Genomic DNA, 25,379 nt, shown 5'->3' with positions numbered 1-25,379 from the left:
ATTGTCCTCCTTATTAAAATTGTAGTTATTTTACTACCTTTTGAACGTTTGACAGGCAAGTGTTTTTTACAAAAAGAACAATGCACATATTATAGAGTTTGATCTGTTCCAAATTAAAAGTGCGGTGGAATTTTTCAAAATTTTCCACCGCACTTTTATTTTAGGACTTTGTTTTGTAGTTAAGCGTTGGTAATTGCTACGGCTTCACGTACTAAACGGCCGATTTCTTCCCAGTTATGGCTGTTGATAAGGGATTTTTCTACGAACCACGAGCCACCGCACGCTACGACATTTGGAATGGCGAGATAGTCTTTAATATTGTTTACGCTAATTCCGCCGGTTGGCATAATTTGTAATTGCGCATAAGGGCCAAGTAAGGCTTTGATCATTTTCACTCCACCAGAGGCTTCGGCTGGGAAGAATTTCACTGCGGTTACGCCTAGTTCTAATGCCGCTTCAATCGACATCGGGTTGTTCACCCCCGGCATAACGGGGATATTCAATTCTTGGCAAAGTTTGACAATTTTTGGATTGAAGCCCGGTGTAACAATGCAATCGGCACCTGCATTTTTGGCTTGAACAACTTGTTCACTGGTCAGTACCGTACCTGCCGCAATCAGAATATTCGGGTTATGTTGGCGAATTAAACGAATGGCTTCTTCGGCAGCTGCTGAGCGGAAAGTGATTTCCACAACGGGTAACCCATTATTGGCGAGGGTTTCCGCAAGTGGGATAATATCCTGTGCGTTGTCTAAGGCAATGACAGGAATGACTTTTAATTGACGAAGTTTTTCAACGATTTGCGTAGTATTCATTTTATCTTCCTTAGTTAAATTGATGAATGAGATGTTCGGTGGCGGTTTTATCAATAATCGCTCCCTTATGCTGAATGACGATACCCGCCACTTGATTACCTTGTTGGCAGCATTGTTGTGCAGGCTTATTACGCAGGTAGCCATTTAAAAAGCCGGCATTGAACGCATCACCTGCCGAAGTGGTATCAACCACATTGGTAACAGGCGTGGTACTTACATTCTGTTCGTTACCTTGTTCATCGCAGAATAATGCACCTTCTTTACCTTGCTTCAGGACAATATTTTTTACCCCAAGTTGTTTTAAACGTTGTATTGATTGTGCAGGTTGTTCATCTCCCCAGAGTGCTTGTTCATCATCAAAGGTAACTAATGCAAGATGAATGCACGGATAAAGTGCGGTGTAAATTTCTTGTGTTTTTTGTACGGATTCCCAAAGTTTTGGGCGGTAGTTACTGTCAAAAGCAATTTTTACCCCTTGTTTAGCCAGTTGTTGAAGCTGGCTAATGAGGGTATTACGATCCGCATCAGGTAAAATTGCAAGAGAGATTCCGCTCAAATAAATCATATCCATTTCAGCAAGGCTGTTTTGTACTTGAGGATAATCAGGGTGTTGGAGTAAATAACGTGCGGCAGATTCAGAACGCCAGTAAAGGAAAGTGCGTTCGCCAAATTTATCTAACTGGATTAAATAAAGCCCCGCTTGGCGTGAGGGATCAATCAGCACATTTTCCGTATGAATGTGATCTTGTTGCCAATGTTGGATCATTTGTTGGCTGAGTTTGTCATTACCCATTGCGGAAATATAGTGAACTTCGATGTCGTGAGGGGAACTAATGCGAGAGAGATAAGTGGCGGTGTTTAAGGTATCACCTCCATAGGTTTGCCACATATTCCCGAAGGGTTCACCGTTGAGTTCGATCATACATTCGCCGATAATTGCAATTTTTTTCACTGTTTTTCCTCCTTTTGTGATCAGGCAAGTGAAAATAAATAAATTATACGAGGATTTATTTTTTCTTTCAATAAAATTGAAATATAGTTTCATTTTGTTTTGTGACTTTTCAAAATTATAGCTTGTGTTAATATATTGAGGACAATTGACTAAATTTTGAGATGTTACAGAAATATGGAAAAAGATACTCAACCCGATGTGGTTTCCTCCGTGCTAAAAGTATTTGGCATTGTGGATGCACTCAGCGAGAAAAAAGAAATTGGTGTAACAGAGTTGGCTCAGCGTTTGATGATGTCCAAAAGCACCATTTACCGCTTTCTACAAACGATGAAATCCCTTGGTATTGTGGCACAGGAAGGGGATACAGATAAATATCGCCTCACTCTGAAATTGTTTGAAATTAGTGCAAGGGCGTTAGAATATGTGGATCTGATTGAGCTTGCCAATAAAGAAATGGAAGTGATTTCAAAGCAAACAGGCGAAACCTTGCATTTAGGTGCATTAGATGGCAATGAAATTGTTTATTTGCATAAAATTGATTCTACTTATAGCCTAAGAATGTATTCTCGTGTGGGGCGTAGAAATCCCACTTATAGTACGGCGATTGGAAAAGTATTGCTTTCGGCGCTGACGGACGAGGAAGTGGAAACCTTGCTGGAAAATGTTGAGTTTGTTCAACATACCGCAAACACGTTACCGAATGTTGAAGCGCTTAAACAAGAACTGGCGTTAGTACGCGAACAGCACTATGCAGAAGATAAAGAGGAGCAGGAAGTTGGCTTACATTGTGTTGCCGCACCTATTTATGATCGTCTAGGGCATATTGTTGCCGCGATTTCTCTCTCTTTACCGCTAGTTCGTTTTGAAAAAGAAAACCTTGCCCAGCTGGTGGAGATGCTTCATCAAGCAGGCAGAAATGTGTCTAAACAGTTAGGGTATCAGCATTATCCTGTCGCGGAATAGCATTGCAAAATTGGTTAAGGCGGATTATTCCGCCTTATTTTTTGCTAATTTATCCTTCGCATAAAACTGTTGCATAGAAAAGTGCGGTGGTTTTTTTGTTATTTTTTCTCTTTATTGGAAAGATAAAGGGAGAGTTTTGATGAAAATGTCGTTACCCCTTTTCGTAGTAAATTATTTTTGCCTCGAGTGGAACGCCCACAAAGCCATTCTATGATCTTCATTCGTCCATTTTGCTGTTGTAAACAGGCTTGTTGGAACGGCAAATTGGGATATTGTTGATGCTGAAATTGGGCGATAATTTCTTGGGTTGCTTGTGTACCAATAATACGTAAATTAATCGCTGGGATTTGAATATCATAATCCTGTTTTTCAATGGCAAGTGGCTGTTCGGCAGTTTGCCAGAAATGAATCTTTTGACCAGCATAAAGTAATAAAATAAAAGGACGTAACGACCACAACCCACTTGCCGCACCGCTGTAAGGATCAACCAGTCGCCTATCTGTTTCAAAGAGTCCTTGGGTAACATTGCCTTGTTGAATAGCGCGCTGTTGAATCAAAAAATGGGTGAGTTGGGATAGGATGCGTTTTCCTTGTCCATTCGTTTTTTCTTGCTGAATCATTGTGCTGATTAACGCCGTCGGTGCAGCAAAACGGTAAGGCAGGCTACGCCCAAAAAAAGCAAAGCCTTGTGGCGCGAATAAATAATGAAAATCTTGACAAAATTGCACCGCACTTTGTTGAATAAAAGCGCGGTCAAAATCTGGAGCGATTTGATCGAGCCAAAATAACCCATAGTGAAAGCCCCAAGAATTGTAGTAATCGAAATTACCTTTCTCGCCATCTCTAAACCAGCCATTGCCAACATAAAATTCTTTAATGCGTTGATAACGTTCTTGATTGATTTCATCAATGCCAGCAAGATCTTTGACGACCAATTGCACTAATAAGATAAACAAATGCCAGTTATTGTCCACCGTTTGCACGTGATTGATTTGACGTAGCCAATCAATAATCTGTTGCTGTTGTGAAGCGTTGTAGTGTTGCCAAATATGGGCTTTACTCAGCCAAAGGGCAAGGGCGAAATCAGCACTTTCGCAGATCGTTTGCTGAAAACTTTTTAACTTTCCCCAGTAACCTGAATGATTGGGATTGGTTGCATTGAGAAAACCCGTTGATAAAGCCTGTTGAACTTGCTGAAAAAGGGGATGAGAGGGATCTGACTGATAATGTAAATAGGCGGCTAACAGAGGATAATTGCGTGCCGCCCCTTCAATAGAATCAGACACCATTCCTTGTTCTGATGGATAACCGTGATAATCGGCACGGGCATAGTCATCATTGGCATAATGAAAAAAGGAGCGAATAAAATATTCAACCAGTAATTCACACTTTTCTTGTGAAAAAGTGGAATCTTGCGTAAATGCCTGTTTTAGCTGTTTATCAATAAGAGGATCGGTTTTGCTAAAGCAGGCTTTTCGTTTTATTGAACGCTGCAATCTTTCCTTAAAGGCTCGCCAATAATCCTGAAATTGGGGATGTTCGTGAGCTAAATAAGGTCGTTCAGTAAAGCGAATTTTGGGATCTGTTGTCATTTATTTGCTCCTATATACTCTCACTGAAGACACAAATAGCTTCAGTGAGAGCAATTAGCAACGATTAAGCTTTTGGTGTAGCACAGCTTTCAAGTTGCTTTTTCATTTTTTTCGTTGGGCCAGTAATAAACTCAACGGGACGCCAAGAATCGCCCGTTTTTTCTAACCACGGGATTAATTCTTCTTTGATTAATTTTTGTACCAATTCAGGATTGCTTTCCGCAATATTCTTCATTTGGTATGGATCAGACACATTGTCAAAGAGTGTGTATTTAAGTGGTTCACCATCTTGACGGTCAATTTCTAAGGTGTGCGTTTTGGTCCGCACGCCACGACGACCAAATGATGGCTGACCATAAGGGACAAAGAGATAAAGTTGAGAAGTCGGGCTTTCCCCTTTATCGTGTAATACCTGTTCAGCAAGGCTAACGCCTTCTACACTATCAGGGATACTGCCTTTCAAACCAAGTAAATCTAAGATCGTTGGATAAATATCTGGCGCAGACATTAAGCTCTCATTGACACCCGCAGGGATTTTACCCGGTAAGCGGAACATCATTGGCACACGCATAGATTCTTCATAGATATTATTTTTGGTTGGTTTACCGTGAGATCCCATACAGCAACCGTGATCAGAGAAGAAGACCACTAATGTATTATCCGCTAAACCTTGTTTGTCTAATTCAGCAAGGATACGGCCGAATTGTTCATCGACGCCTGAAACCATTGCAAGATATTCTTTGAAATATTGAGGGCCATAGCCTTCTTGATATTTTTTATCCCAATCGACATTTGGACGGCTGTTGAGTTCTTTAGAGCTTTGTGGGTACATATCCAAATATTTTTGTGGGACTTGATCATAAGGAGAATGTGGCGGGTTCATTGAAACCACTAATGCAAATGGTTTGTTTGGATCACGATATTTATTTTCTTCATTACGAAGGTATTTAATCGCCATATCCGCTTCGTGTTCTGGCCCCCATTGATCTACATATTGAGGATATTCACGTGGTGTGTCATTTCCCCAGTACATTGGTTTTAAATGGAGATCATAAGTACCATAAGAATACCAGAAATCAAAACCGTGGCGGCGATCTGGTGGTGTCCAGTCGTTCCAGTAGCGCCCTTCCATTGGGTTGTTGTAGCTTTTAATGTACGGCTCTTGTGGCACATCTAAATGCCATTTACCGATGTAACCTAATGAATAGCCTTCCTCTTTTAATACATCAGACCAACATTTTGCATAAGGTGATAACTCAATACCGACTTTACCACCATAGTCGTGCGTATTCCCTGTTACGCCACTATGTTGTGGGTATTTACCGGTCATAAACATACCACGGAATGGAGAGCATAATGGATAGTTAGAAACCATTTGATCCATCACTTTTGCTGTTTGAGCAAAGGCATCTAAATGTGGTGTGATTGCAGGATCTTGCTTTTTGAATCCTTGTGCCATTGCACGCATTTCATCAGGAAACACGATTAATAGGTTAAGTGGGGGATTGTTAGATTTTTTTGCCGACTCTTTAGCATTATTATTGGCGACTGCATTCACCGCAGTGCTTGACAGCGCAGCTACCGCACCCGTTGTCGCAACACCTTTAATAAAATTACGACGTGAAATACTCATCTGATTACTCCTTATCTTTGATTAAGTTGCACTTTGCGCTACGTCTTAATGAAACAAAGTGCGGTTATTTTTTCATAAAAAAATGGTAATCTCCATATTTTAAAACGTCGTTTTAGAAAAATTATTTTATTTTGTGAATTAGATCACAGATTTCGATTTTGGTGTTTTTATGTTTTGATTGCTTTCATTATAATTCAGTTAAAGTAATACGAAAGCGTGATTTCTTTCATCTTTATTAAACGAAATTTGACCCACCTAAAAGGAAGTAAACAAAAATGAGTATATTGCTCAACCTTATTAAAAGACATAAAGCAGGTGAAGTTGTCGGAATTTATTCTGTTTGCTCTGCTCACCCGCTTGTTTTAGAAGCCGCTTTATTACAAGCCAAAGAAGATAATACCCCTTTGTTGATAGAGGCAACATCCAACCAAGTGGATCAATTTGGTGGTTATACAGGAATGACACCAGCAGATTTTCGTCATTTCGTTGAACAATTGGCAGATCAAGTGGGTTTTCCAAGAGTGCAATTAATTTTAGGTGGCGATCATTTAGGACCTAACCGCTGGCAAGGATTGCCGGCAGAGGAGGCTATGGCAAATGCAGAAAAATTAATTGAAGCTTATGTTGCTGCGGGGTTTGAAAAAATCCACTTAGATTGCAGTATGTCTTGTCAAGGTGATCCTATTCCTCTTTCAGATGACATTGTCGCAGAGCGTGCTGCGCGTTTAGCTGTAATAGCAGAACAAACCGCAGAGAAACAAGGATTAGCAAATCGTATCGTTTATATTGTTGGAACAGAAGTTCCTGTACCGGGTGGGGAAGCAGAAGAAATTGCAGAATTAGAGGTGACTTCGCCACAAGCTGCAAAAGCGACCATTAATACACATCAAGAAGCCTTTTCTCGCGTTGGCTTAGATCATATTTGGCCACGTGTTGTTGGCTTAGTGGTACAACCGGGGGTGGAATTTGACCATACTAAAGTGATTGATTTTGTTCCTGAGAAAGCACAAGCATTAAGCCAAGTGGTGAATGATTATGAAAATCTTGTGTTTGAAGCGCACTCCACCGATTATCAAACAGAAGAAGCTTATAAGGCGTTAGTTAAAAATCATTTTGCCATTTTGAAAGTAGGGCCAGCGCTCACCTTTGCTTTACGTGAAGGTTTATATGCACTGTGTGCAATGGAAGAATACTTATTCCCAGCCGCACAATGTTCAAATTTACGTACTGTATTAGAAGCACAAATGCTCGCGCACCCTGAAAACTGGAAAAAATATTATCACGGCAGCGAATTAGAACAGTGTTTTGCAAGAAGTTTTAGCTTTAGTGATCGTATTCGTTATTACTGGACGAATCCTGATATTGCTAAGGCAGTGGATAAATTATTTACCAATTTTGCTCAAATGGATATTCCACTTCCATTACTTAGCCAGTACTTACCAGAACAATATTTGGCTGTACGTGAAGGAAAAATATTGCCTAAAGCAAAAGATCTTGTGCTAGATAAAGTGCGTGCTGTGGTTAGACAATATGCCAAAGCCAGTTTTTTTAATCATTAAGGAAAGGATAGAAATATGACAACTTATTTAGGTATCTTGGAGAATGATTTAGTGGCAGGGAAAGCCATTATGACAGCAAAAGAGATCGAACAGCAGCCGCAAGCGTGGAAAGAAAGTTTGCAAATGTTGGATCAGCGCCGTCAAGAAATTCTCGATTTTATTGCCCCCGTAATAAATGCAGCAAATGGACGCATTATTTTTACCGGCGCTGGAACATCGGCTTTTGTCGGGCATTCTTTGCAACCTTTTGTACTTACAATGACGGATAAACGTGTTGAATCCATTGCGACAACGGATATTGTTTCTAACCCTTACCAATATTTCGCTCAAGATGTGCCAACATTACTTATTTCATTTGCTCGTTCTGGAAATAGTCCTGAAAGTGTGGCAGCAGTGGAGTTGGCAAATCAATGTTTAACGAATTGCTATCATTTATTTATTACTTGTAACGAGCAAGGGGCGTTATATCAAAATGCGCAAAAAAATGACCGCACTTTAGCATTGTTAATGCCACCTCAAACCAATGATGGTGGATTTGCAATGACATCTAGTTTTAGCTCAATGATGCTTTCTGCCTTATCCGTGTTTTTATTACCAAAAGGCTCAGTTACGGATCAATTAGGTTTCATTACAGATGCAACAGCAAAATTAATTCCACAGTATGTTGAAGTTGCTCGTCAGTTAGCCACAGTGGATATTGATCGCATTATTTACCTCGGTAGTGGTGGATTACAAGGATTAGCACAAGAATCAGCACTAAAAATTTTAGAATTAACTGCGGGACGTATTGTTGCCACTTATGATTCTTCCCTTGGGTTCCGTCACGGACCAAAATCTATTGTTAATAATAAAACAACAGTGGTTCAATTCCTTTCAAATCAACCTTATACACGTTTGTATGATATTGATTTATATAATGAATTATGCAGAGATGGTATTGCAACACGTATTGTGTGTTTAACCGCACAATCGGGCGTAGAAGGACGTGATGTGGTGAATATCGCAGGCTTTGCTGATGCACCAGATTATGCACTATTGTTCCCGTACATTGTCTTTGCACAAATTAATTCATTTTATAGTTCGTTTAGCCGTGGTATTACCACAGATAATCCTTGCCCAACAGGTGAAGTAAACCGTGTGGTTCAAGGCGTTATCATTCACCCATTTCATTCATAATTATTAAGGAGAGTTTTATGTCAACACCGAATATTGTATGGACGCGAATTGATGAACGTTTATTACACGGTCAAATTAAGATTACGTGGGGTAAGCATTCTGAAGCAAATTTAATTTTAGTCGCGAATGATGAAGCCGCAGAAGGTCCAAATGCCCCTTTTATGCAAGCAGGAATGAAAGCTTCAGCAGGTGGTGAATATGCAGTACGTTTTTTCACAATTCAAAAAACCATTGATGTGATTCATAAAGCCTCACCGCAACAGAAAATTTTCATTTTATGCAACAACCCAACAGATGTTGCTCGTTTAGTGGAAGGTGGGGTGCCAATCAAACACTGTAATATTGGGAATATGCACTATCACGAAGGCAAAAACCAAATTACTAAAACCGTTTCTGTTGATGAAAAAGATCTTGATGCTTTCCGTCGTATGGTGAATGCAGGAGTAACTTGCACCATCCAAAATACGCCAGATGCTCAAGAAATTGATATTAAACAGTATCTTTAATATTTGTAAGGAGCATTTATGTTAACTGAAGCATTATTAGTCGCCGTTTGGGCGTTCTTTTGCGGTATTGATAAATACGATGTCGCACTTAATATTCACCGTCCATTAATTACAGGCCCTGTTGTTGGCTTGATTATGGGAGATTTGCAACTAGGTCTTATTACAGGGGCAACATTAGAGTTAGCTTGGTTAGGTTTAGTGCCTAATGCAGGTGCGCAGCCACCTGATGTAACAATGGGGACGATTGCGGCGGTTGCCTTTGCGGTAATGACAGGACAAAGTGCCGAAGTGGCAATGGGGGTGGGTATGCCAATTGCCGTGCTTATGCAAATGTTAGTGATTGGTTTCTTTGCAGTCACTTCATTTACTATGGGTAAAGCTGATGAATATGCAGAGCAAGCAAATACAAAAGGGATTGATTTCTTACTAATTTCAACAATTTCATTACGTTCTTTACTCTATGCAATTGTTGCATTTATTACCGTTTACTTCGGTGAACACGCAGCAGATTGGATCAACAATAATTCACCAAAAGAAATTTTGGAAGGATTAGGTTTAGGCGCACGTTTAGTACCCGCTATCGGTTTTGCTATGTTATTGAAAATTATGTGGTCAAAACAAGTGGCAGGCGTATTTTTCATCGGTTTCGTTGCCACAACTTACTTAAAACTACCAATTATGGCGGTGGCAATTATCGGTGGATCAATCGCAGTACTTTATTTCTACTTCTCAGGTAATGGCAATAACAATAACCAATCTCAAGCACAGGAGTTCGAAGATGGAATCTAAAAATGTAAACAACCAAGTAGCAGAAAGCCTTGTTGATGATATTGATGCGTATCAAGATACGACTGTTCGTAAAGTGATCACAAAAGGTGATCTGTGGAAATGTGCAATTCGTGGTTTGTTCATGGAAGGAAACTTCAACTTTGAACGTATGCAAGCAGGTGGTTGGGCGTATTCAATCATTCCAGCATTGAAAAAAATCCACGGCAATAACAAATACGATTTAGCTAAATCATTGAAAAACCATCTTCAATTTTTCAATGCAAGTCCTAAGTTATTCACTTTCTTGCTCGGTACAGCGATTGCAATGGAAGAAAATAAAGAAAAACCTTCTACGATTAACGTAATGAAAGTAGCAGGTATGGGACCAACAGGTGGGATTGGTGATGGTATTGACCATATGACGATTATGCCATTAACCCTTGCACTAGGTTCATCTATTGCAATGGAAGGTTCAATTGCAGGTCCATTTGTCTTCTTTATCCTATATCAAATTATGCACTTCTTTGTATATTTCAGCTTAATGTTTATGGGATATAAAGCGGGTACAGCCGCAATGGTGAGTATGAGCGATTCTACGGAACGTTTAGCTAAAGCGGCAAATATTATGGGGATTTTCGTTATCGGGGCATTGTGTGCCACCTTTATACGATTTAAAACCACCGCAAGTATTGAGATGGGGGGAAAAGTGGTGGAATTACAGACCGCACTTTTCGATAAAATTATGCCAAATCTATTACCGCTTGCACTGGTCTTCCTAATGTTCAAATTAGTGAAAGGAACAGGCTTCTGGGCAAAACCACCCGTATTGATTTTCAGTACACTTGCCTTCGGGGTAATCGGACATTTAATAGGCATTATTTAATCCATTAATGATAAATTAAGGAAAATGAGGGAAACCTCATTTTCTTTCTAGAATAATATAGTCGTTTAGGTTTTGAAATGTTGCAAAACCAGATGATGATAAAAGACAAGAAGTAAGGACAGTTTATGTTAGGTATCGTAGTATCAGGTCATATCAATTTTGCCTCAGGTATGCGTTCTGCCGTAGAGGCGATAGTTGGGCAACAACCGCAATTAGAATTTGTCGATTTTTTGGAGTCAATGACAACAGATGATTTAGAGGCTCAACTTTTATCTGCAAAAGCGCGCGTGGATTCTGGTGATGGCGTATTGTTCCTTGTTGATCTTTATGGTGGCTCACCTTGTAATCGCGCGATCAATATCTTATTAAATGATCAAAATGTCGAAGTGATTGCAGGAACAAATTTATCAATGATTGTGAATGCTGCATTAGAACGTGAAGAGTTTTCACTGAAAGAATTAACCGAATGTTTGGCAAGAGGCGAATTTAGCCAAATAAAAGATTTACGTGAAGATATCAATAATCTTTCGCAAGATAATGATAGCGAAGAAGATGGGCTATAAATTAGCGCTAAATAAATTCAATTTAGAAAACAATAGCGTAAAAAAGAAAATATAAGGGGAAATAATATGACCGCTCAACAACAAACCCTTGCGGTAATGAAGAAAGTGTATCAATGGCAAGCGGCAAATCAAACCCGTACCGTGGTACGCCGTACAGGACGTATCCGTTTTATTAAAGATACAGATTGGGATAGAGCTGTATTTTGGGCGAGTGTGTCTAATGCGTGGAAAGTAACGGGCGAACAAGTTTTCTTAGATGGTGTGCTAAATTACACTTTGCATACCGGTTTCCGTACTGGACCACATGCACGTTTTGCAGATGATTTAGTATGCGCACAACCTTACCTTGATGTGTATCCATTATTTAACCAACCTGAAGCCTTAGAACCTACCATTAACTTTGTGGAAGATATGTTGGCGAATCCAAAACCGGGACGTGAAGATTGGTGGTGGTGTGATTCACTCTTTATGGCTCCACAAGTGTTTTTTACCCTTTCTACCTTAACAGGGGAAAGCAAATATCGTGATTATGCTAACCAAGCTTGGTGGGATTCGGTTGATCATCTACAAGATAAAGAAACAGGATTGTTCTATCGTGATTATCGCTATATTCCAGATGGAAAAGGGGGTGAATTACGTGAAGAAAATGGTGAGAAAGTCTTTTGGGGAAGAGGTGTAGGCTGGGTGATAGCTGCTATTCCTCGATTACTCCGTGATATGCCAGAAGATTTCCCTGAGCGTGAACGCTATCTTGATCTTTATCGTCAATTAGCGGAAATTGTATTGCCATTCCAACACGAAGATGGTTTCTGGCGAGCAAGTTTACTTGATCCACAAACATTCCCAGCGAAAGAAAGTAGTGCAACGGCACTTTTCTGCTATGCACTGGCTTGGGGAATTAATTCAGGCGTATTAGATCGTGCGACTTATCTTCCAGTGGTAGAAAAAGCGTGGGCTGGTTTAGTCAGCGTGGTCGATAATGACGGGAAATTAGGGTGGATTCAATTACCGGCCTTTAACCCTCGTGAAGTGAAAGCGGAAGATAATATTGATTATGGCGTAGGCGCATTTTTATTAGCCGGAGCCGAAATGTATCAATTACAAGCGAAATAAGCATAAATTTTTTTAATATAAAGGAAAGAAAAATGAAAATTGCATTAATGATGGAAAATAGCCAAGCGGCAAAAAACCCAATTATCTTAAATGAACTTAAAAATGTGGTTGAGCCAAAAGGACACAGTGTTTATAACGTAGGGATGAATAGTGAACAAGATCATCATCTTACTTATATCCACTTGGGTATTATGGCGAGTATTTTATTAAATTCTAAAGCAGTGGATTTTGTTGTTGCAGGTTGTGGTACGGGTCAAGGTGCATTAATGTCATTAAACCTTCATCCGGGGGTAGTATGTGGTTACTGCCTTGAACCAGCAGATGCGTTCTTATTCTCACAAATTAATAATGGGAATGCACTTTCATTAGCTTTTGCTAAAGGATTTGGTTGGGGCGCTGAACTCAATGTTCGCTATATGTTTGAAAAAGCATTTGAAGGTGAACGCGGTCAAGGTTACCCTGTGGAGCGCCGCGAACCACAAGTGCGTAATGCAGGGATTTTAAATCAAGTCAAAGCGGCTGTGGCAAAAGAGAATTACTTAGATACTTTACGAGCCATTGATCCTGAATTAGTCAAAACAGCAGTAAGCGGAGAACGTTTCCAACAATGTTTCTTTGATAACTGCCAAGATGATGAAATTCGTGCTTATGTTACGGAAGTTTTAAATAGCTAATCCGATAAAAAAGGGGGAAAGGAATTCCCCCTCTATTAATTTTTTTATTTAACGAATTTCGTTGTTCTGACTATAGCCATTAATATTTAAAATAATACAAAGTAACGAGCCAAAGATCATATCAGTAATATAGATTGATATAGAGAGGTGTAACTGCGATTATTTTAAAATTAAATGACGATAATTTCGCATTAGGAGGTGTTTATGCGTCAGTCCCCACCCGCTTATTTTCATATGATGGCAAAGCCGAGTAGCTTTCATTGTAATATCAAATGTGAATATTGCTTTTATTTAGAGAAAGAGCAGGTTCTAACGCATAATGTCCGCTTGATGTCAGAAGATACATTGAGAGATTACACCCGAAATTATATTCAATCCCACGCGGGCGATCAGGTTGATTTTGCTTGGCAAGGTGGTGAACCCACTTTATTAGGTTTGGATTTTTTTAAAAGAGCGGTGGATTTTCAGCAAGAATTTGCCAATGGGAAAACCATTACAAATAGTTTTCAGACAAATGGGATTGCATTAAATCGACAATGGGCAGAATTCTTTAAACAAAACAATTTTTTGATTGGTATCTCTGTAGATGGATTAAGTGATGTTCACGATCGCTATCGTATTTCCGTAAATGGACAACCGACCTTTGAGCGAGTAAAAAAAGCCATTGATCTCTTGAAAGAGTATGAAGTGGAATTTAATACCTTAACGGTTATCAACGATAAAAATTGGCATAAAGGACGTGAAACATACCAAGCATTAAAAGCGCTCGGTTCAACCTTTATGCAGTTTATTCCTATTGTTGAAGTCGCCAATTATTCTTTACAACGTAGCGATTATAATCCGGGTAAAAATTATAGAATGACAGGATTTTCCGTTCCGCCTGATGGTTATGGACGCTTTTTGCTTGATGTGTTTTCTGTGTGGGTAAGAGAAGATGTTGGGCAAATTTTTGTCCGTGAATTTGATAATTTATTAGGACAGTGGCTAGGTTATCCTTCAACGAGTTGTATCCAAACTGAAACTTGCGGTTCCGCATTAGTTCTGGAAGCAAATGGCGATGTTTATTCGTGCGATCACTATGTCTATCCTGATTATAGGATTGGTAATATCCACCATCAGCCATTATCAGAGATTGCACGTTCGCCAAAGCAACAAAAGTTCGGGCAGGCGAAAAAAGAAACCTTAACCAAAGCATGCGAGAAATGTGATGTACGAATGATTTGTCATGGCGGTTGCCCGAAACATCGTATTGTCAATTTAAAAGGTGAGAAATTTAAGCACAACTATTTGTGTCCATCTTATCAACTTTTCTTCCGTCAAACGGCACCTTTAATGCACCGAATGCGTGATATTATTCAACAAGGTGGGTTAGCGGCAGAGATTATGAAAATGATCAACTAGCATTTTTTGAGGAGGGCGTAATGAAACGTTCATTGCTTAGTACTTGTTTGTTATCTGCTATGGTGGCAGGTGTCAGTCAATTTTCTTTTGAGGCACAAGCGGCTGAACCAACCAGGCCAAATGTTTTAGTTATCGTTATGGATGACTTAGGTTCAGGGCAGTTAGATTTTGCGATAGATAGTTTAGACGCAGAGTCATTAAATCAGCGTCCAGTGGCAGCACGCTATCAAGGCGATATTAATAAAATGATTGAGGCGGCACAAAAAGCGATGCCAAACGTGTCTAAATTAGCCGAATCAGGTGTAAAAATGACAAATGCGTTTGTGGCACATCCTGTATGTGGGCCTTCTCGAGCAGGCATTTTTACTGGACGTTACCCTGCCTCTTTTGGTATTTACAGCAATGATGATTCCTTTAATGGCATTCCACTTGATGTGAAATTATTACCCGCATTATTCCAAGAAAATGGTTATGCCACAGCGAATATTGGTAAATACCATAATGCAAAAATAAACCGAGATCGTAAAATTGGCAGAATCACACAGCCAGAAGATCTCAAAACACGGGATTATCACGATAATTTTTCCTCAGTCCCAGAAAAAGGCTATTTCCCAACAGATCGTGGCTTTGATTACTCTTATAGTTATTTCGTTTCAGGGGCGGCGTTGTGGCATTCTCCTGCATTATGGCGTAATGACAAGCCTGTTGCCTCGCCGGGATATTTAACACACAACTTAACCAACGAAGCGCTACAATTTATTGATAAAGTCGGGGATAAACCTTTCTTTTTAAATTTAGCTTATAGTGTGCCACATATTCCTTTAGAAGAAGCTTCACCAGCAAAATATATGGATCGTTTTAATACAGGGAATGTTGAAGCAGATAAATATTTTGCTGCCATTAATGCAGCAGATGAAGGGATTGGCAAAATTATAGATAAATTAAAAGCAGAAGGAAAATTAGAGAATACCTTGATCTTCTTCCTTTCTGATAACGGTTCCGTACACGAAGCGCCAATGCCTTTAAATGGTATGGATAGAGGATTCAAAGGGCAGCTCTATAATGGCGGATTACGTGTTCCATTCATCGTATCGTGGCCGAATCATATTCCAGCCAATAGCCAAAATGATCAGCTTATTTCGGCAATAGATATTTTACCAACCGCACTTAAAGCGGCAAAAATTTCGTTGCCTGATTCGTTAAAATTAGATGGGAAAGATATTTTACCGATCTTATCAGGTAAAGAAACGGTCTCACCTCATCAATATCTCTATTGGGCAGGCCCCGGAGCCAAACATTATAGTGAAGAGAATCAGCAATTCTGGGCAGACTATTGGAAATATATTACCTACAACACCAACCAAGCACCGAAGAATCCACACTTAGAAAAATTATCAAAAAGTTCGTGGGCTATCCGTGATAAAGATTGGGCCTTGTATTTCTATAATGATGGTAGCAATCAATTACATTTGTATCACGACAAGGTGGATCCTGCTGAAAGCAAGGATGTAGCGAGCCAGTATCCAGAAAAAGTAAAAGAGCTACAAACAGCATTTCATCATTGGATTAGCAAACAACCTAAACCAATGGTATGGAATCCTGAAGAGTTTCAAGCGATTGAAGCATCAGCAGAAGTAAAATAATGTTATTTATCAGCCACCGCGAGCGTGGCTGATTTTTTTAGGAGGAATAATGGTAAAACTCACACTAAGTATTATCGATAAAGAGAATAACATTAAATTTTGTAAAAGTGCTTTTGATTTTTTAATGTTTACTTATAAGGGAGAATATCAAGAAGGCGATCGTATCTGCATTGAAACAGATACCACACCTTGCTATTTAAAGTGTCGCTTGGAGGACAGTTTAGAAAGTAGCCTTATCTATTTAACTGAACCACGGATTGAGTATCACATTCCTTTTGGTGATAACAGACGGTTATTTAATAGTGACAAAGCCTTTCAAGGAGGCATTCACTTTTTATGGATACGCGTTGCAAGAGAGTATGAGATACAACAATATACAAACCTTGCCTTTAATCCGTATTTCCAACCGCACCAGAGCGGAATGTACCCACGCATTAGTAGTAATATCAAACCAAGTAATATTCGTTTTGCCCCTTATAACGTGATTGACGGCATTTTTGATAGCAATGCCCACGGCTCGTATCCTTTTACTTCTTGGAGTAATGCACAAGATCCTAATGCAGAATTAAACATTGAATTTGGTCGAAACGTGGAAGTGGATTGCCTGATTTTAATACTCCGCGCAGATTTCCCCCATGATGCGTGGTGGCAGAATATAAGTGTTCGATTTTCTGATGGCTCAGAGGAAATATTGACATTAGCCAGAACAGGACAACCGCAGGTATTTCATTTTGATAAACGTTATTGTGATCACCTCATTTTGACAAATTTTGTAAAAGGCGTTGATCCTTCGCCATTTACTGCCTTAACTCAAATTGAAGTGTTGGGGCAAAATGCGTGAACAATAAAATGAAGATAAAAGGAAGAAATCGAAAGTGTAAATAAATATTTTACGGATTAAAATTAATCTTTTACCCTAAATTTTTATTTCGTTTTGTTTCATTTATCTTTATTTTACTCTATAATTTTTACACCAGATATTTCAATGAACGAAGATAAACAGATGAAAAGTGCAATAGAAAGACGTATGGAGATCGTTGCAATAGTCAATAAAAATTCTTCTGCCCGTGTAGAAGATTTGGCTGAAACCTTTTCTGTTTCTACCGTTACTATTCGCCAAGATCTCAATTTTTTAGAAAAAAATGGCTACATTGTTCGTTCTCATGGGGGCGCGATACCGAATAAAGGAATGATTTCCGAGCTGAGTAATTCGGAAAAAAGGCATCGAAATTTAGGCGCGAAAAATAAGATTGCAGAGGCGGCATTAAAGTTTATTAATGACAATGACATTATTATTTTAGATTCAGGCACCACAACCCGAGAAATTGCCACCGCATTGAAAAAATCAGCGATCAAAAATGTGCTTGTAATGACAAACGGGCTAGATATTGCTTCTGAATTAGCAGATGCTGAAAATGTTGAAATTTTAATGACTGGTGGAAAATTGCGTAAAAATGCAATGTCTTTTTCAGGGCCACAAGCCGATGCAAGTTTAGCAAATTATTGTTTTAGCAAGGTCTTTCTTGGTGTGGATGGGTTTGATATTCAAGCGGGCATCACCACACATAATGAACAAGAAGCGAATTTAAATCGTATTATGTGTGATATTTCCAGCCAAGTCATTGCCGTTACCGATTCCAGTAAATTTGATAAAAAAAGTTGCCACATTATCCGAAAATTTGCGGATATTGATGTGTTAATTACGGATTCTGGAATTTCTTCTGAATATTTAACCGCACTTCAAGAAAACAATATTGAAGTGATTATTGTCGATTAAGAGGAAAAACGAATGCGTTATGCGATTAAAGCCGAAAAAGTAATGACCGCATCAGGCGAATTACTGAATAACTATGTGGTGATAAATCAAGGTAAAATTGAACGTATCCAAGAAGACAAGCCCACAGATTGCGATGTGCATTATTATCCAGACAGCTATCTTTCAGCGGGATTTATTGATGTGCATATTCACGGACGCGCAGGGGCAGATGTGATGGATGAAAATAACACCGCACTTCAAACGATTGCCCAAGCTTTACCACAAACAGGCGTTACCGCGTGGGTAGGGACGACAGTTTCAGCCCCTTGGCAAACTATTCTTTCATCAATGCAACGAATGAAAGATTACATTCAACAAGGTCATCAATCTGGTGCAGAATTGTTGGGCAGTTTTATGGAAGGCCCTTATTTCACGGAACGTCATCGTGGTTCACACCCAACAGAATATTTAATGCCCCCAACCATTCCTCAACTTGAAGAATTATTGCAAATTTCCGACCGCACTTTATTACGCGTAGCCATCGCACCTGAAATAGAAAATGCCGAGCCAGCAATTAAATGGCTAGTGGAAAATGGCGTAAAAGTATCTGTGGCACACACTAACGCCACCTTTGAACAGGTTACCAAAGCCTATTATTTAGGCGCGGATTGTGGCGTACATTTATTCAACGGAATGAGTGCGTTACATCACCGTGAACCGGGGTGTACGGGCGCCGTGTTATATCATGATATGCTGGCAGAAATTATTGCAGACGGCATTCACGTTCACCCAGCGGTATTGAGTTTAGCGTATAAATTAAAAACTTATCGCCGAATGGTGTTGATTACAGACTGTATGCGTGCAGGCGGTTTACCTGATGGTGAATATACCTTAGGCGTACAAACGGTACGTGTACAAAATGGGCAAGCAAGAACCTTTGATGGCTCGCTTGCAGGTAGCACTTGCAGCTTAGATCAAGCGTTGCGCAATATGGTGTTTAAAGCCAATGTACCAGTATGGGAAGCCATTCAAATGGTTACCACCATTCCCGCCACTTATTTAGGCGTAGCAGATCGCATTGGCGATATCGCAGTAGGTAAAGAAGCCAATTTCACCTTATTAAACAAAGCATTACAAGTGCAAGCCACTTATATTCAAGGTAAGCCAGTATATCAGTGCGGTGAAAAAATTTAATATTTTTTATAGTTACAAAGATGGAGAGAAAATAATGTCAAATTTAAGAACTGAACGTTTAAAAAAATTATGTAGCCAAGACAATTTAATTGCCGCATTGGCAATTGACCAACGTGGCGCATTACGCCGTATGCTTGGTGAAGATGCCACAAATGCCCAATTAGCAGAATTTAAAGTTTTGGTTTCAGAGTATTTAACCCCTTATGCGTCATCTATTTTATTAGATCCTGAGGTGGGTTGGAATGCCGCACAAAAACGCGCAGAAAATGCCGGATTATTAATGGCATACGAAAAAACAGGTTATGACAAAACACAACCGGGTCGTTATCCTGATTTAATTGATGATGTATCCGTGCAACGCTTAAAAGCACAAGGCGCAGATGGTATTAAATTATTACTTTACATTGATATTGATGAAGGAAAAGAGGTTAATGACCGCAAAGAAGCCTTTGTTGAACGCGTTGCCTCAGAATGTAAAGCAGAAGAAATGCCATTTTTCCTTGAACTTGTAAGCTATGACGCAACTATTTCTGATCCAAAAGAATATGCGAAAGTTAAACCACGCAAAGTGATCGAAGCAATGAAACGCTTTTCCGAACCCCGTTTTGGCGTTGATGTGTTAAAAGTGGAAGTGCCAGTGGATATGAAATTTGTTGAAGGTTTTGCAGAACAAGAAGCTGTATATAGCCAAGAGCAAGCAAAAGCCTACTTCAAAGAACAAAGTGAGGCAACTTCTCTTCCATTTATTTTCCTCAGTGCAGGCGTGAGCGCACAGCTATTCCTAGATACCTTACGTTTTGCTAAAGCGGCTGGCTGTGATTTCAATGGCGTATTATGCGGACGTGCCACTTGGGCAGGGGCTGCTGAAATTTTTAAAGCCCAAGGTGCAGAAGCAGCAAAACAATGGCTACTTACTGAAGGTAAAGCCAATATTGAAGCATTGAATAGCGTATTAAAAGAAACAGCTCAGCCGTTAGACATTTAATCTTATCGTGTAATGAACAGAAAAGCGGTCTATTTTAGACCGCTTTTTATTTAAAACGTTGTTTTGAAAATTTTAGATCAAGATCACAAAATCAAAACTTGCTCATAGACTGAAACGTCATTCTAGTTTAGATTTGATTCGAATTCTGTTTAAACAGGAGAAATAGAATGAAAGTTTTGCATAATATGCATCCAGAAGATGCTAAACATTATGATTCTGAAAGATTGAGAAATACTTTTCTCTGCGAAAATTTATTCCAATCCAATAAGATTAATGTGGTATATAGTCACATCGATCGTTTAGTTGCTTTAGGGATAATGCCAAATGGTGTAGAGAAATTATTTTTAGATCAAGTGATTGATAAAAAATCTTTTGGAACTGATTTCTTTTTGCAACGCCGTGAGTTAGGGATTATTAACCTAGGTGGCACCGCCCTAATCGAAACTCAACGAGATAGTTATACCCTAGAACATTTTGATGCGCTGTATTTAGGTAAGGAAACTGAAAATATTCAATTTACTTCTCTTGATGAGAAAAATCCTGCTGTTCTATATGGATTAAGTGTACCAGCCCATCATATTTTCCCCAACAAATTAATTCCTTATGCCGATGCTAGAAAAGTGAAACTAGGCAGCTTAGAAAACAGTAATGCTCGGGTAATCAATCAATATTTACACCCTGATGTTTTAGATACCTGTCAGCTATGTATGGGAATGACTGAATTAGAAGTAGGTAGTGTATGGAATACAATGCCTGCACATACCCACGAACGCCGTATGGAAGCTTATTTATATTTCAATATTGCTCCTAATGAAGTGGTATTCCATTTTTTAGGTGAGCCAACAGAAACTCGTCATCTTGTTGTGCGTGATAAACAATTAGTTATTTCACCTAGTTGGTCAATTCATTCTGGTTGCGGTACACGAAATTATAATTTTGTATGGGGAATGGCAGGAGAAAACCAAACTTTTGATGATATGGATTTTGTCGCAATGGATGATCTACGATGATCGACTTTTTATATAAAAAATAGGAGAACATTCATGAAATTATCAAAAAAAATGTTGTTGTTAGCAAGCACGATTAGTGCTGTATTTTCGACTAATAGTGTTGCTGCAACAGAAGTAAAGGTGGCATTTAATCAGTCAGAAAAACATCCGCAATATCAAGCATTGCAGCTATTTGGTGAGGAGCTATCTAAAGCCACTGATGGGCGTTATAAAGTAACTATTTTTCCAAATGAATTATTAGGTGATCAGAGGGCATCTTTAGAGTTGGTTCAAAATGGGGCAATTCAGATGGCGGTAGTAGCTAACCCACTGGTTGAAAATTATGACAAAACATTTGCTGTTTTGGGGATTCCTTATGTTTATGCAAATACAGATCACCAAGAGAAAGTTTTTACTTCGGGCATTTTGGATGACCTTTTCGCATCAACTAAAAAATTTGGTTTTGAAGTATTAACAGCATATACAGCAGGCGCAAGAAGTCTGTATACCAAAGGTGCTGCTATTACAGATCAAGCAGGTTTAAAAGGTAAGAAAATCCGTGTATTACAATCAGATACAATGATAAAAATGCTTGCATGTATGGGAGGAACAGGCGTTCCTATGAATCAGGGGGAAGTTTATACGGCGATTCAGCAAGGTGTCTTAGATGGGGCAGAAAATAACGAGATTACGTATGCCGATCTTAAACAATATGAAGTTGCACCATTTTTTGCCCGTACTCAGCATCTACGTGTAGCTGATTTACTTGTTGTGAGTGAATTTTTCTTGTCATCTATGTCGTCAGAAGATCAAGCTGTATTGAAAAAGTTAGCGAAAGAAAGCACTAAAGTTGAATTTAAGCTTTGGAATGAAAAAATTAAATCTGCTGAAGCAATTGCTAAAGAAAATGGTGCAACGTTTGTCGAAGTTGATACCACAGCATATCAACAAAGTTGTAAACCTTTACAAGATGAATTAGTGCAAACCCCAGAACAAAAAGTTATTTTTGAGAAAATTGTGGCGTTAAAATAATGATATCAGGATAGGTAGGTAATACCTATCCTGTTTTATTAGGAGCTAAAAATGTTGCATTGTTTATTTGTTGTTAAGCGATTTTTAGACAAATTGATCGAATGGGTATGTATTTTTATTGTTGGAGCAATGACCATTCTAATTACTTATCAAGTTATTTCTCGTTATATATTTAACAGTCCTAGTGCAGTTAGTGAAATTCTTTCTCGTTATTTCTTTGTTTGGCTGATTTTATTCGCCAGTGCTTATGTTTTTGGAAAACGGGAGCATATGGAAATTAATTTTCTTAAGAATAAATTACCTTCTTCATTAAAGCGTTTAGCTAATGTGATTGCAGAGATTGCTCTTTCTTGTTTTGCTATTGGTGTAATGATTATCGGTGGTTATAGTGCTAGCGTTAGACAAATGTTCCAGCTTGATTCGGCATTACAGATTCCGATGGGATTTATTTATTCAGCAATTCCTATTAGTGGCGCTATTATTGTTTTTTATTCACTGTGTAATATTTTAAGTTTTTATCAGTCGGGTAAAGAGTAAGATAAAAGGAGTAATATTGTGGAACTTGCAACAACTGCCGCATTAGTTATGTTTATTGGCACAGTTTTTTTTCTTATTATTGGTACACCAATTAGTATTAGTGTTGGGATCTCTTCTGTTGCAGCAATGCTAGTCATTCTTCCATTTCAAGGTGGAGTAGTAACTTCAGCACAACGTATTTTTGTCGGTCTAGATTCTTTTGCATTATTAGCTATTCCTTTTTTTATTCTTGCAGGAAATATTATGAATAGTGGGGGTATTGCTATTCGTTTGATTAATTTTGCAAAATTATTTAGTAGAGCCTTACCTGGTTCGCTTGCCCAGACGAATATTATTTCGAATATGTTATTCGGTTCTATTAGTGGTTCAGGGGTTGCCTCTGCTGCAGCGGTAGGAGGGATTATGACCCCCATTGAGAAAAAAGAAGGATATGATCCCCGTTATAGTGCCGCAGTAAATATTGCTTCAGCGCCAACAGGGATGTTAATTCCGCCAAGTAACACCATCATTGTGTATGCGACAGTTGCAGGAAGTGTTTCTGTTTCAGCTTTATTTATGGCAGGCTACATACCAGGAATTTTATGGGGATTAAGCGTAATGCTTATTGCTGGTGTTCTTGCTAAGAAAAAAGGATATATCACAACGGAAAAAATAAGTACTGAAGAAGGTTTAAAAGTGATATTGGCAGCTATCCCTAGTTTATCTTTAGTCTTGATTGTTATTGGTGGGATTTTAGCAGGAATTTTTACGGCTACAGAAGCATCAGCTATTGCAGTAGTTTATGCGATGATTTTAAGCGTATTTTATCGAACATTTTCCTTTAAAGCCTTACCGCAAATTTTCTTACAAACAGCAAAAATGTCCGCAATCGTTATTTTTATGCTGGCAACATCATCTATTATGTCTTGGGTAATGGCTTTTACACATATTCCAAATATGATTGCATCAGGATTGCTTTCGGTTACTGATAATCCGATCCTTATTTTACTGATTATTAATTTAATTTTGTTATTGGTCGGCACTTTTATGGATCCAACGCCGGCAGTGTTAATTTTTACCCCGATTTTTCTACCAATTTGTATTTCACTAGGAATGAGTCCAATCCAATTTGGTATTTTATTGGTCTTTAATCTTTCATTAGGAACAATCACCCCACCTGTTGGACCAATTTTATTTACAGGGTGTAAAGTAGGAGAGATTGAAATTGAACAGGTTATAAAATGGTTATTGCCATTTTTCCTAGCCATTTTTTTAACATTAATGCTAGTAACATATATTCCATCTATTTCCATGGGATTACCTGAGTTAATGGGATTAGTAAAATAAATAGGTGAGTATGTTTAAAGAAATAACGAATATTCCCCAATTACTTGGCATCTTAGCTTTTATACTCGGTGTGATTTGCTTTTATCAGAAAAATGATAGAAAGCTTAAGATTGTGATGTTAATTCAAAATATCACCTATATGAGTCATTTTATTCTGATGGGTGCTAATGTTGCAGCATTGAGTTCGTTACTTTCAACATTAAGAACTGCCGCATCTATTTATGTTAAGTCAAAATATGTTGCTTTCCTTTTTGTTATTGTTGGTATTGTATTTGGCTACATTATTGCCGATTCTATTTGGCAAATTTTTCCTATCATCGCCTCGACAGCTGGAACAATTGCTTTGTTTTTATTACAAGGGATTCCAATGCGATTATTTATGCTAATAGGTTCTTCTTGTTGGTTGATTAATAATCTTTTAGTGGGATCTTTAGGAGGGATTTTGCTGGAAAGTACAGTAATAGTGGTGAATACAATTACTATTTTTCGCTTAATGCGACAAAAACAGAGATAAATGTTTTATTTACTATAGGAGGAAATTGTTATGAAAAAATTATTACTTGCGACCCTTTGTACCGCGGCATTTTCAATGAATGTTGCAGCAGAAGGCCCAGCCAAAACCTATAATGTCGCATTTGAATCGCAAGCTCCCGTGTTAGATGGGAAATTGGATGATGCGGTATGGGGTAAAGTAAAAGGCGTTACTGATTTTGTGAATCCTTGGGAACAAGCGGAAATGCCAAAAACGGAGTTCAAAGCGTTTCACGATGATGAAAATTTCTATTTTTCATTTGATGTTGAAGATCCAAATGTGGTGGTTTATGACAGCACTGATCACGAATGGATGGTTGCCCGTGAAGATCGCGTAGAATTATTTATGGCCCCCGGTGAAATTGATAAACCCCAAGCTGACGGTAAATATCCAAAATATGTCGCATTAGAAATGGACTACAAAGGTCGTAGCTTATCTATGCTGCGTGATGTCGAAAAAAACATTAATGCAGAATGGGATCCTAAAACCTTACAAACCGTTGGGGTTCGTACTGAAAAAGGTTATACCCTAGAAGGTAAAATTGCGTTAAGTGAATTAAAAGAACATCATTTAATTCAAGGTAATAAAATTCGCGCAGGTGCTTATCGTGCAGAATTTTCTATTATTAAAGGGAAAGGCAAAGAACAAGCAAATTGGATTACTTGGGTTGATCCAAAAACAGAGAAACCAAATTTCCACATTAATTCTTCTTTTGGTGAATTTGTGTTAGAACCTAAAAAATAATAGATATTTATAAAAAAACGCCGTTGGAAAACGGCGTTTTTAT

25 protein-coding genes are annotated in these 25,379 nt (G+C 38.6%); 21 read left to right on the top strand and 4 right to left on the bottom strand.

Annotated features, from left to right (window positions below; all coding sequences use genetic code 11):
- Positions 1-179: 179 nt before the first annotated feature.
- Positions 180-815 (bottom strand): bifunctional 4-hydroxy-2-oxoglutarate aldolase/2-dehydro-3-deoxy-phosphogluconate aldolase, encoded by a 636-nt coding sequence (locus L5B90_RS03630; RefSeq protein WP_265762177.1) that lies wholly within the window; start codon positions 813-815, stop codon positions 180-182.
- A gap of 10 nt (positions 816-825) precedes the next feature.
- Positions 826-1,767, bottom strand: coding sequence for a sugar kinase (locus tag L5B90_RS03625; RefSeq protein ID WP_265762176.1), 942 nt, complete (start codon positions 1,765-1,767; stop codon positions 826-828).
- Between the two features lie 174 nt (positions 1,768-1,941).
- Here L5B90_RS03625 and kdgR point away from each other — a divergent pair, with 174 nt between their 5' ends.
- On the top strand, positions 1,942-2,730 hold the full coding sequence (kdgR, locus tag L5B90_RS03620; RefSeq protein WP_250364259.1) for a DNA-binding transcriptional regulator KdgR: 789 nt from the start codon (positions 1,942-1,944) through the stop codon (positions 2,728-2,730).
- A gap of 98 nt (positions 2,731-2,828) precedes the next feature.
- On the opposite strand, the gene L5B90_RS03615 is transcribed toward kdgR, so the two are convergent.
- Positions 2,829-4,322 carry a DUF2264 domain-containing protein gene (locus L5B90_RS03615; RefSeq protein ID WP_265762175.1) on the bottom strand — a complete coding sequence of 498 codons (1,494 nt, stop codon included), beginning with the start codon at positions 4,320-4,322 and terminating at the stop codon, positions 2,829-2,831.
- A gap of 64 nt (positions 4,323-4,386) precedes the next feature.
- Positions 4,387-5,955: a sulfatase-like hydrolase/transferase gene (locus L5B90_RS03610; protein WP_265762174.1), complete on the bottom strand. Its 1,569-nt coding sequence runs from the start codon at positions 5,953-5,955 to the stop codon at positions 4,387-4,389.
- Between the two features lie 275 nt (positions 5,956-6,230).
- Between L5B90_RS03610 and kbaZ the strand changes: the two genes are divergently transcribed.
- The 20 genes from kbaZ (at position 6,231) to L5B90_RS03510 (ending at position 25,336) form a co-directional block, all read left to right on the top strand.
- The gene (kbaZ, locus tag L5B90_RS03605) at positions 6,231-7,514 is read left to right on the top strand and encodes a tagatose-bisphosphate aldolase subunit KbaZ (RefSeq protein ID WP_265762173.1); all 1,284 of its coding nucleotides are present in this window, start codon (positions 6,231-6,233) and stop codon (positions 7,512-7,514) included.
- A 15-nt stretch (positions 7,515-7,529) separates the two neighbouring features.
- Positions 7,530-8,690 carry an SIS domain-containing protein gene (locus L5B90_RS03600; protein ID WP_250364263.1) on the top strand — a complete coding sequence of 387 codons (1,161 nt, stop codon included), beginning with the start codon at positions 7,530-7,532 and terminating at the stop codon, positions 8,688-8,690.
- Between the two features lie 17 nt (positions 8,691-8,707).
- Positions 8,708-9,196: a PTS N-acetylgalactosamine transporter subunit IIB gene (gene agaV / locus L5B90_RS03595; RefSeq protein WP_250350702.1), complete on the top strand. Its 489-nt coding sequence runs from the start codon at positions 8,708-8,710 to the stop codon at positions 9,194-9,196.
- Between the two features lie 18 nt (positions 9,197-9,214).
- A complete protein-coding gene (agaW, locus tag L5B90_RS03590) occupies positions 9,215-9,985 on the top strand; it encodes a PTS N-acetylgalactosamine transporter subunit IIC (RefSeq protein ID WP_250364264.1) in 771 nt (256 codons plus the stop codon).
- A complete protein-coding gene (locus L5B90_RS03585) occupies positions 9,975-10,847 on the top strand; it encodes a PTS system mannose/fructose/sorbose family transporter subunit IID (protein WP_250350700.1) in 873 nt (290 codons plus the stop codon). Before agaW ends, L5B90_RS03585 begins: the two co-directional genes overlap by 11 nt.
- 125 nt (positions 10,848-10,972) lie before the next feature.
- Positions 10,973-11,410, top strand: a complete 438-nt coding sequence (agaF, locus tag L5B90_RS03580; protein ID WP_250350699.1) for a PTS galactosamine/N-acetylgalactosamine transporter subunit IIA — start codon at positions 10,973-10,975, stop codon at positions 11,408-11,410.
- 66 nt (positions 11,411-11,476) lie between these two features.
- The gene (locus L5B90_RS03575; protein ID WP_250364265.1) at positions 11,477-12,523 is read left to right on the top strand and encodes a glycoside hydrolase family 88/105 protein; all 1,047 of its coding nucleotides are present in this window, start codon (positions 11,477-11,479) and stop codon (positions 12,521-12,523) included.
- A gap of 32 nt (positions 12,524-12,555) precedes the next feature.
- Positions 12,556-13,197 carry an RpiB/LacA/LacB family sugar-phosphate isomerase gene (locus tag L5B90_RS03570; RefSeq protein WP_250364266.1) on the top strand — a complete coding sequence of 214 codons (642 nt, stop codon included), beginning with the start codon at positions 12,556-12,558 and terminating at the stop codon, positions 13,195-13,197.
- A 204-nt stretch (positions 13,198-13,401) separates the two neighbouring features.
- Positions 13,402-14,598, top strand: coding sequence for an anaerobic sulfatase maturase (locus tag L5B90_RS03565; RefSeq protein ID WP_250350696.1), 1,197 nt, complete (start codon positions 13,402-13,404; stop codon positions 14,596-14,598).
- A gap of 20 nt (positions 14,599-14,618) precedes the next feature.
- Positions 14,619-16,241: a sulfatase family protein gene (locus L5B90_RS03560; RefSeq protein WP_265762172.1), complete on the top strand. Its 1,623-nt coding sequence runs from the start codon at positions 14,619-14,621 to the stop codon at positions 16,239-16,241.
- A gap of 49 nt (positions 16,242-16,290) precedes the next feature.
- Positions 16,291-17,082 carry a hypothetical protein gene (locus tag L5B90_RS03555; protein WP_250364269.1) on the top strand — a complete coding sequence of 264 codons (792 nt, stop codon included), beginning with the start codon at positions 16,291-16,293 and terminating at the stop codon, positions 17,080-17,082.
- 144 nt (positions 17,083-17,226) lie between these two features.
- Positions 17,227-18,018 carry a transcriptional repressor AgaR gene (gene agaR / locus L5B90_RS03550; protein WP_250350693.1) on the top strand — a complete coding sequence of 264 codons (792 nt, stop codon included), beginning with the start codon at positions 17,227-17,229 and terminating at the stop codon, positions 18,016-18,018.
- A 12-nt stretch (positions 18,019-18,030) separates the two neighbouring features.
- Positions 18,031-19,191 carry an N-acetylglucosamine-6-phosphate deacetylase gene (gene nagA, locus L5B90_RS03545; protein WP_250350692.1) on the top strand — a complete coding sequence of 387 codons (1,161 nt, stop codon included), beginning with the start codon at positions 18,031-18,033 and terminating at the stop codon, positions 19,189-19,191.
- A 34-nt stretch (positions 19,192-19,225) separates the two neighbouring features.
- Positions 19,226-20,176 (top strand): tagatose 1,6-diphosphate aldolase, encoded by a 951-nt coding sequence (locus tag L5B90_RS03540; protein ID WP_265762171.1) that lies wholly within the window; start codon positions 19,226-19,228, stop codon positions 20,174-20,176.
- A gap of 167 nt (positions 20,177-20,343) precedes the next feature.
- Positions 20,344-21,186: a 5-dehydro-4-deoxy-D-glucuronate isomerase gene (gene kduI, locus L5B90_RS03535; protein WP_250364271.1), complete on the top strand. Its 843-nt coding sequence runs from the start codon at positions 20,344-20,346 to the stop codon at positions 21,184-21,186.
- Between the two features lie 33 nt (positions 21,187-21,219).
- Complete coding sequence (locus L5B90_RS03530; RefSeq protein WP_265762170.1) at positions 21,220-22,197, top strand: TRAP transporter substrate-binding protein; 978 nt, start codon at positions 21,220-21,222, stop codon at positions 22,195-22,197.
- Between the two features lie 51 nt (positions 22,198-22,248).
- Positions 22,249-22,734, top strand: coding sequence for a TRAP transporter small permease (locus tag L5B90_RS03525; protein ID WP_265762169.1), 486 nt, complete (start codon positions 22,249-22,251; stop codon positions 22,732-22,734).
- Positions 22,735-22,782: 48 nt separating this feature from the next.
- Positions 22,783-24,060, top strand: coding sequence for a TRAP transporter large permease (locus L5B90_RS03520; protein WP_268738973.1), 1,278 nt, complete (start codon positions 22,783-22,785; stop codon positions 24,058-24,060).
- Positions 24,061-24,070: 10 nt separating this feature from the next.
- The gene (locus tag L5B90_RS03515) at positions 24,071-24,574 is read left to right on the top strand and encodes a YgjV family protein (RefSeq protein WP_265762168.1); all 504 of its coding nucleotides are present in this window, start codon (positions 24,071-24,073) and stop codon (positions 24,572-24,574) included.
- Between the two features lie 30 nt (positions 24,575-24,604).
- Positions 24,605-25,336, top strand: coding sequence for a carbohydrate-binding family 9-like protein (locus tag L5B90_RS03510; RefSeq protein WP_265762167.1), 732 nt, complete (start codon positions 24,605-24,607; stop codon positions 25,334-25,336).
- The last annotated feature ends 43 nt before the right edge of the window (positions 25,337-25,379 follow it).

Source organism: Avibacterium sp. 20-129, assembly GCF_026226845.1.
Classification (GTDB): Bacteria; Pseudomonadota; Gammaproteobacteria; order Enterobacterales; family Pasteurellaceae; genus Avibacterium.
The sequence above is the reverse complement of the archived record's forward strand: the minus strand, read 5'-3'. Positions and strand labels throughout refer to the sequence as shown.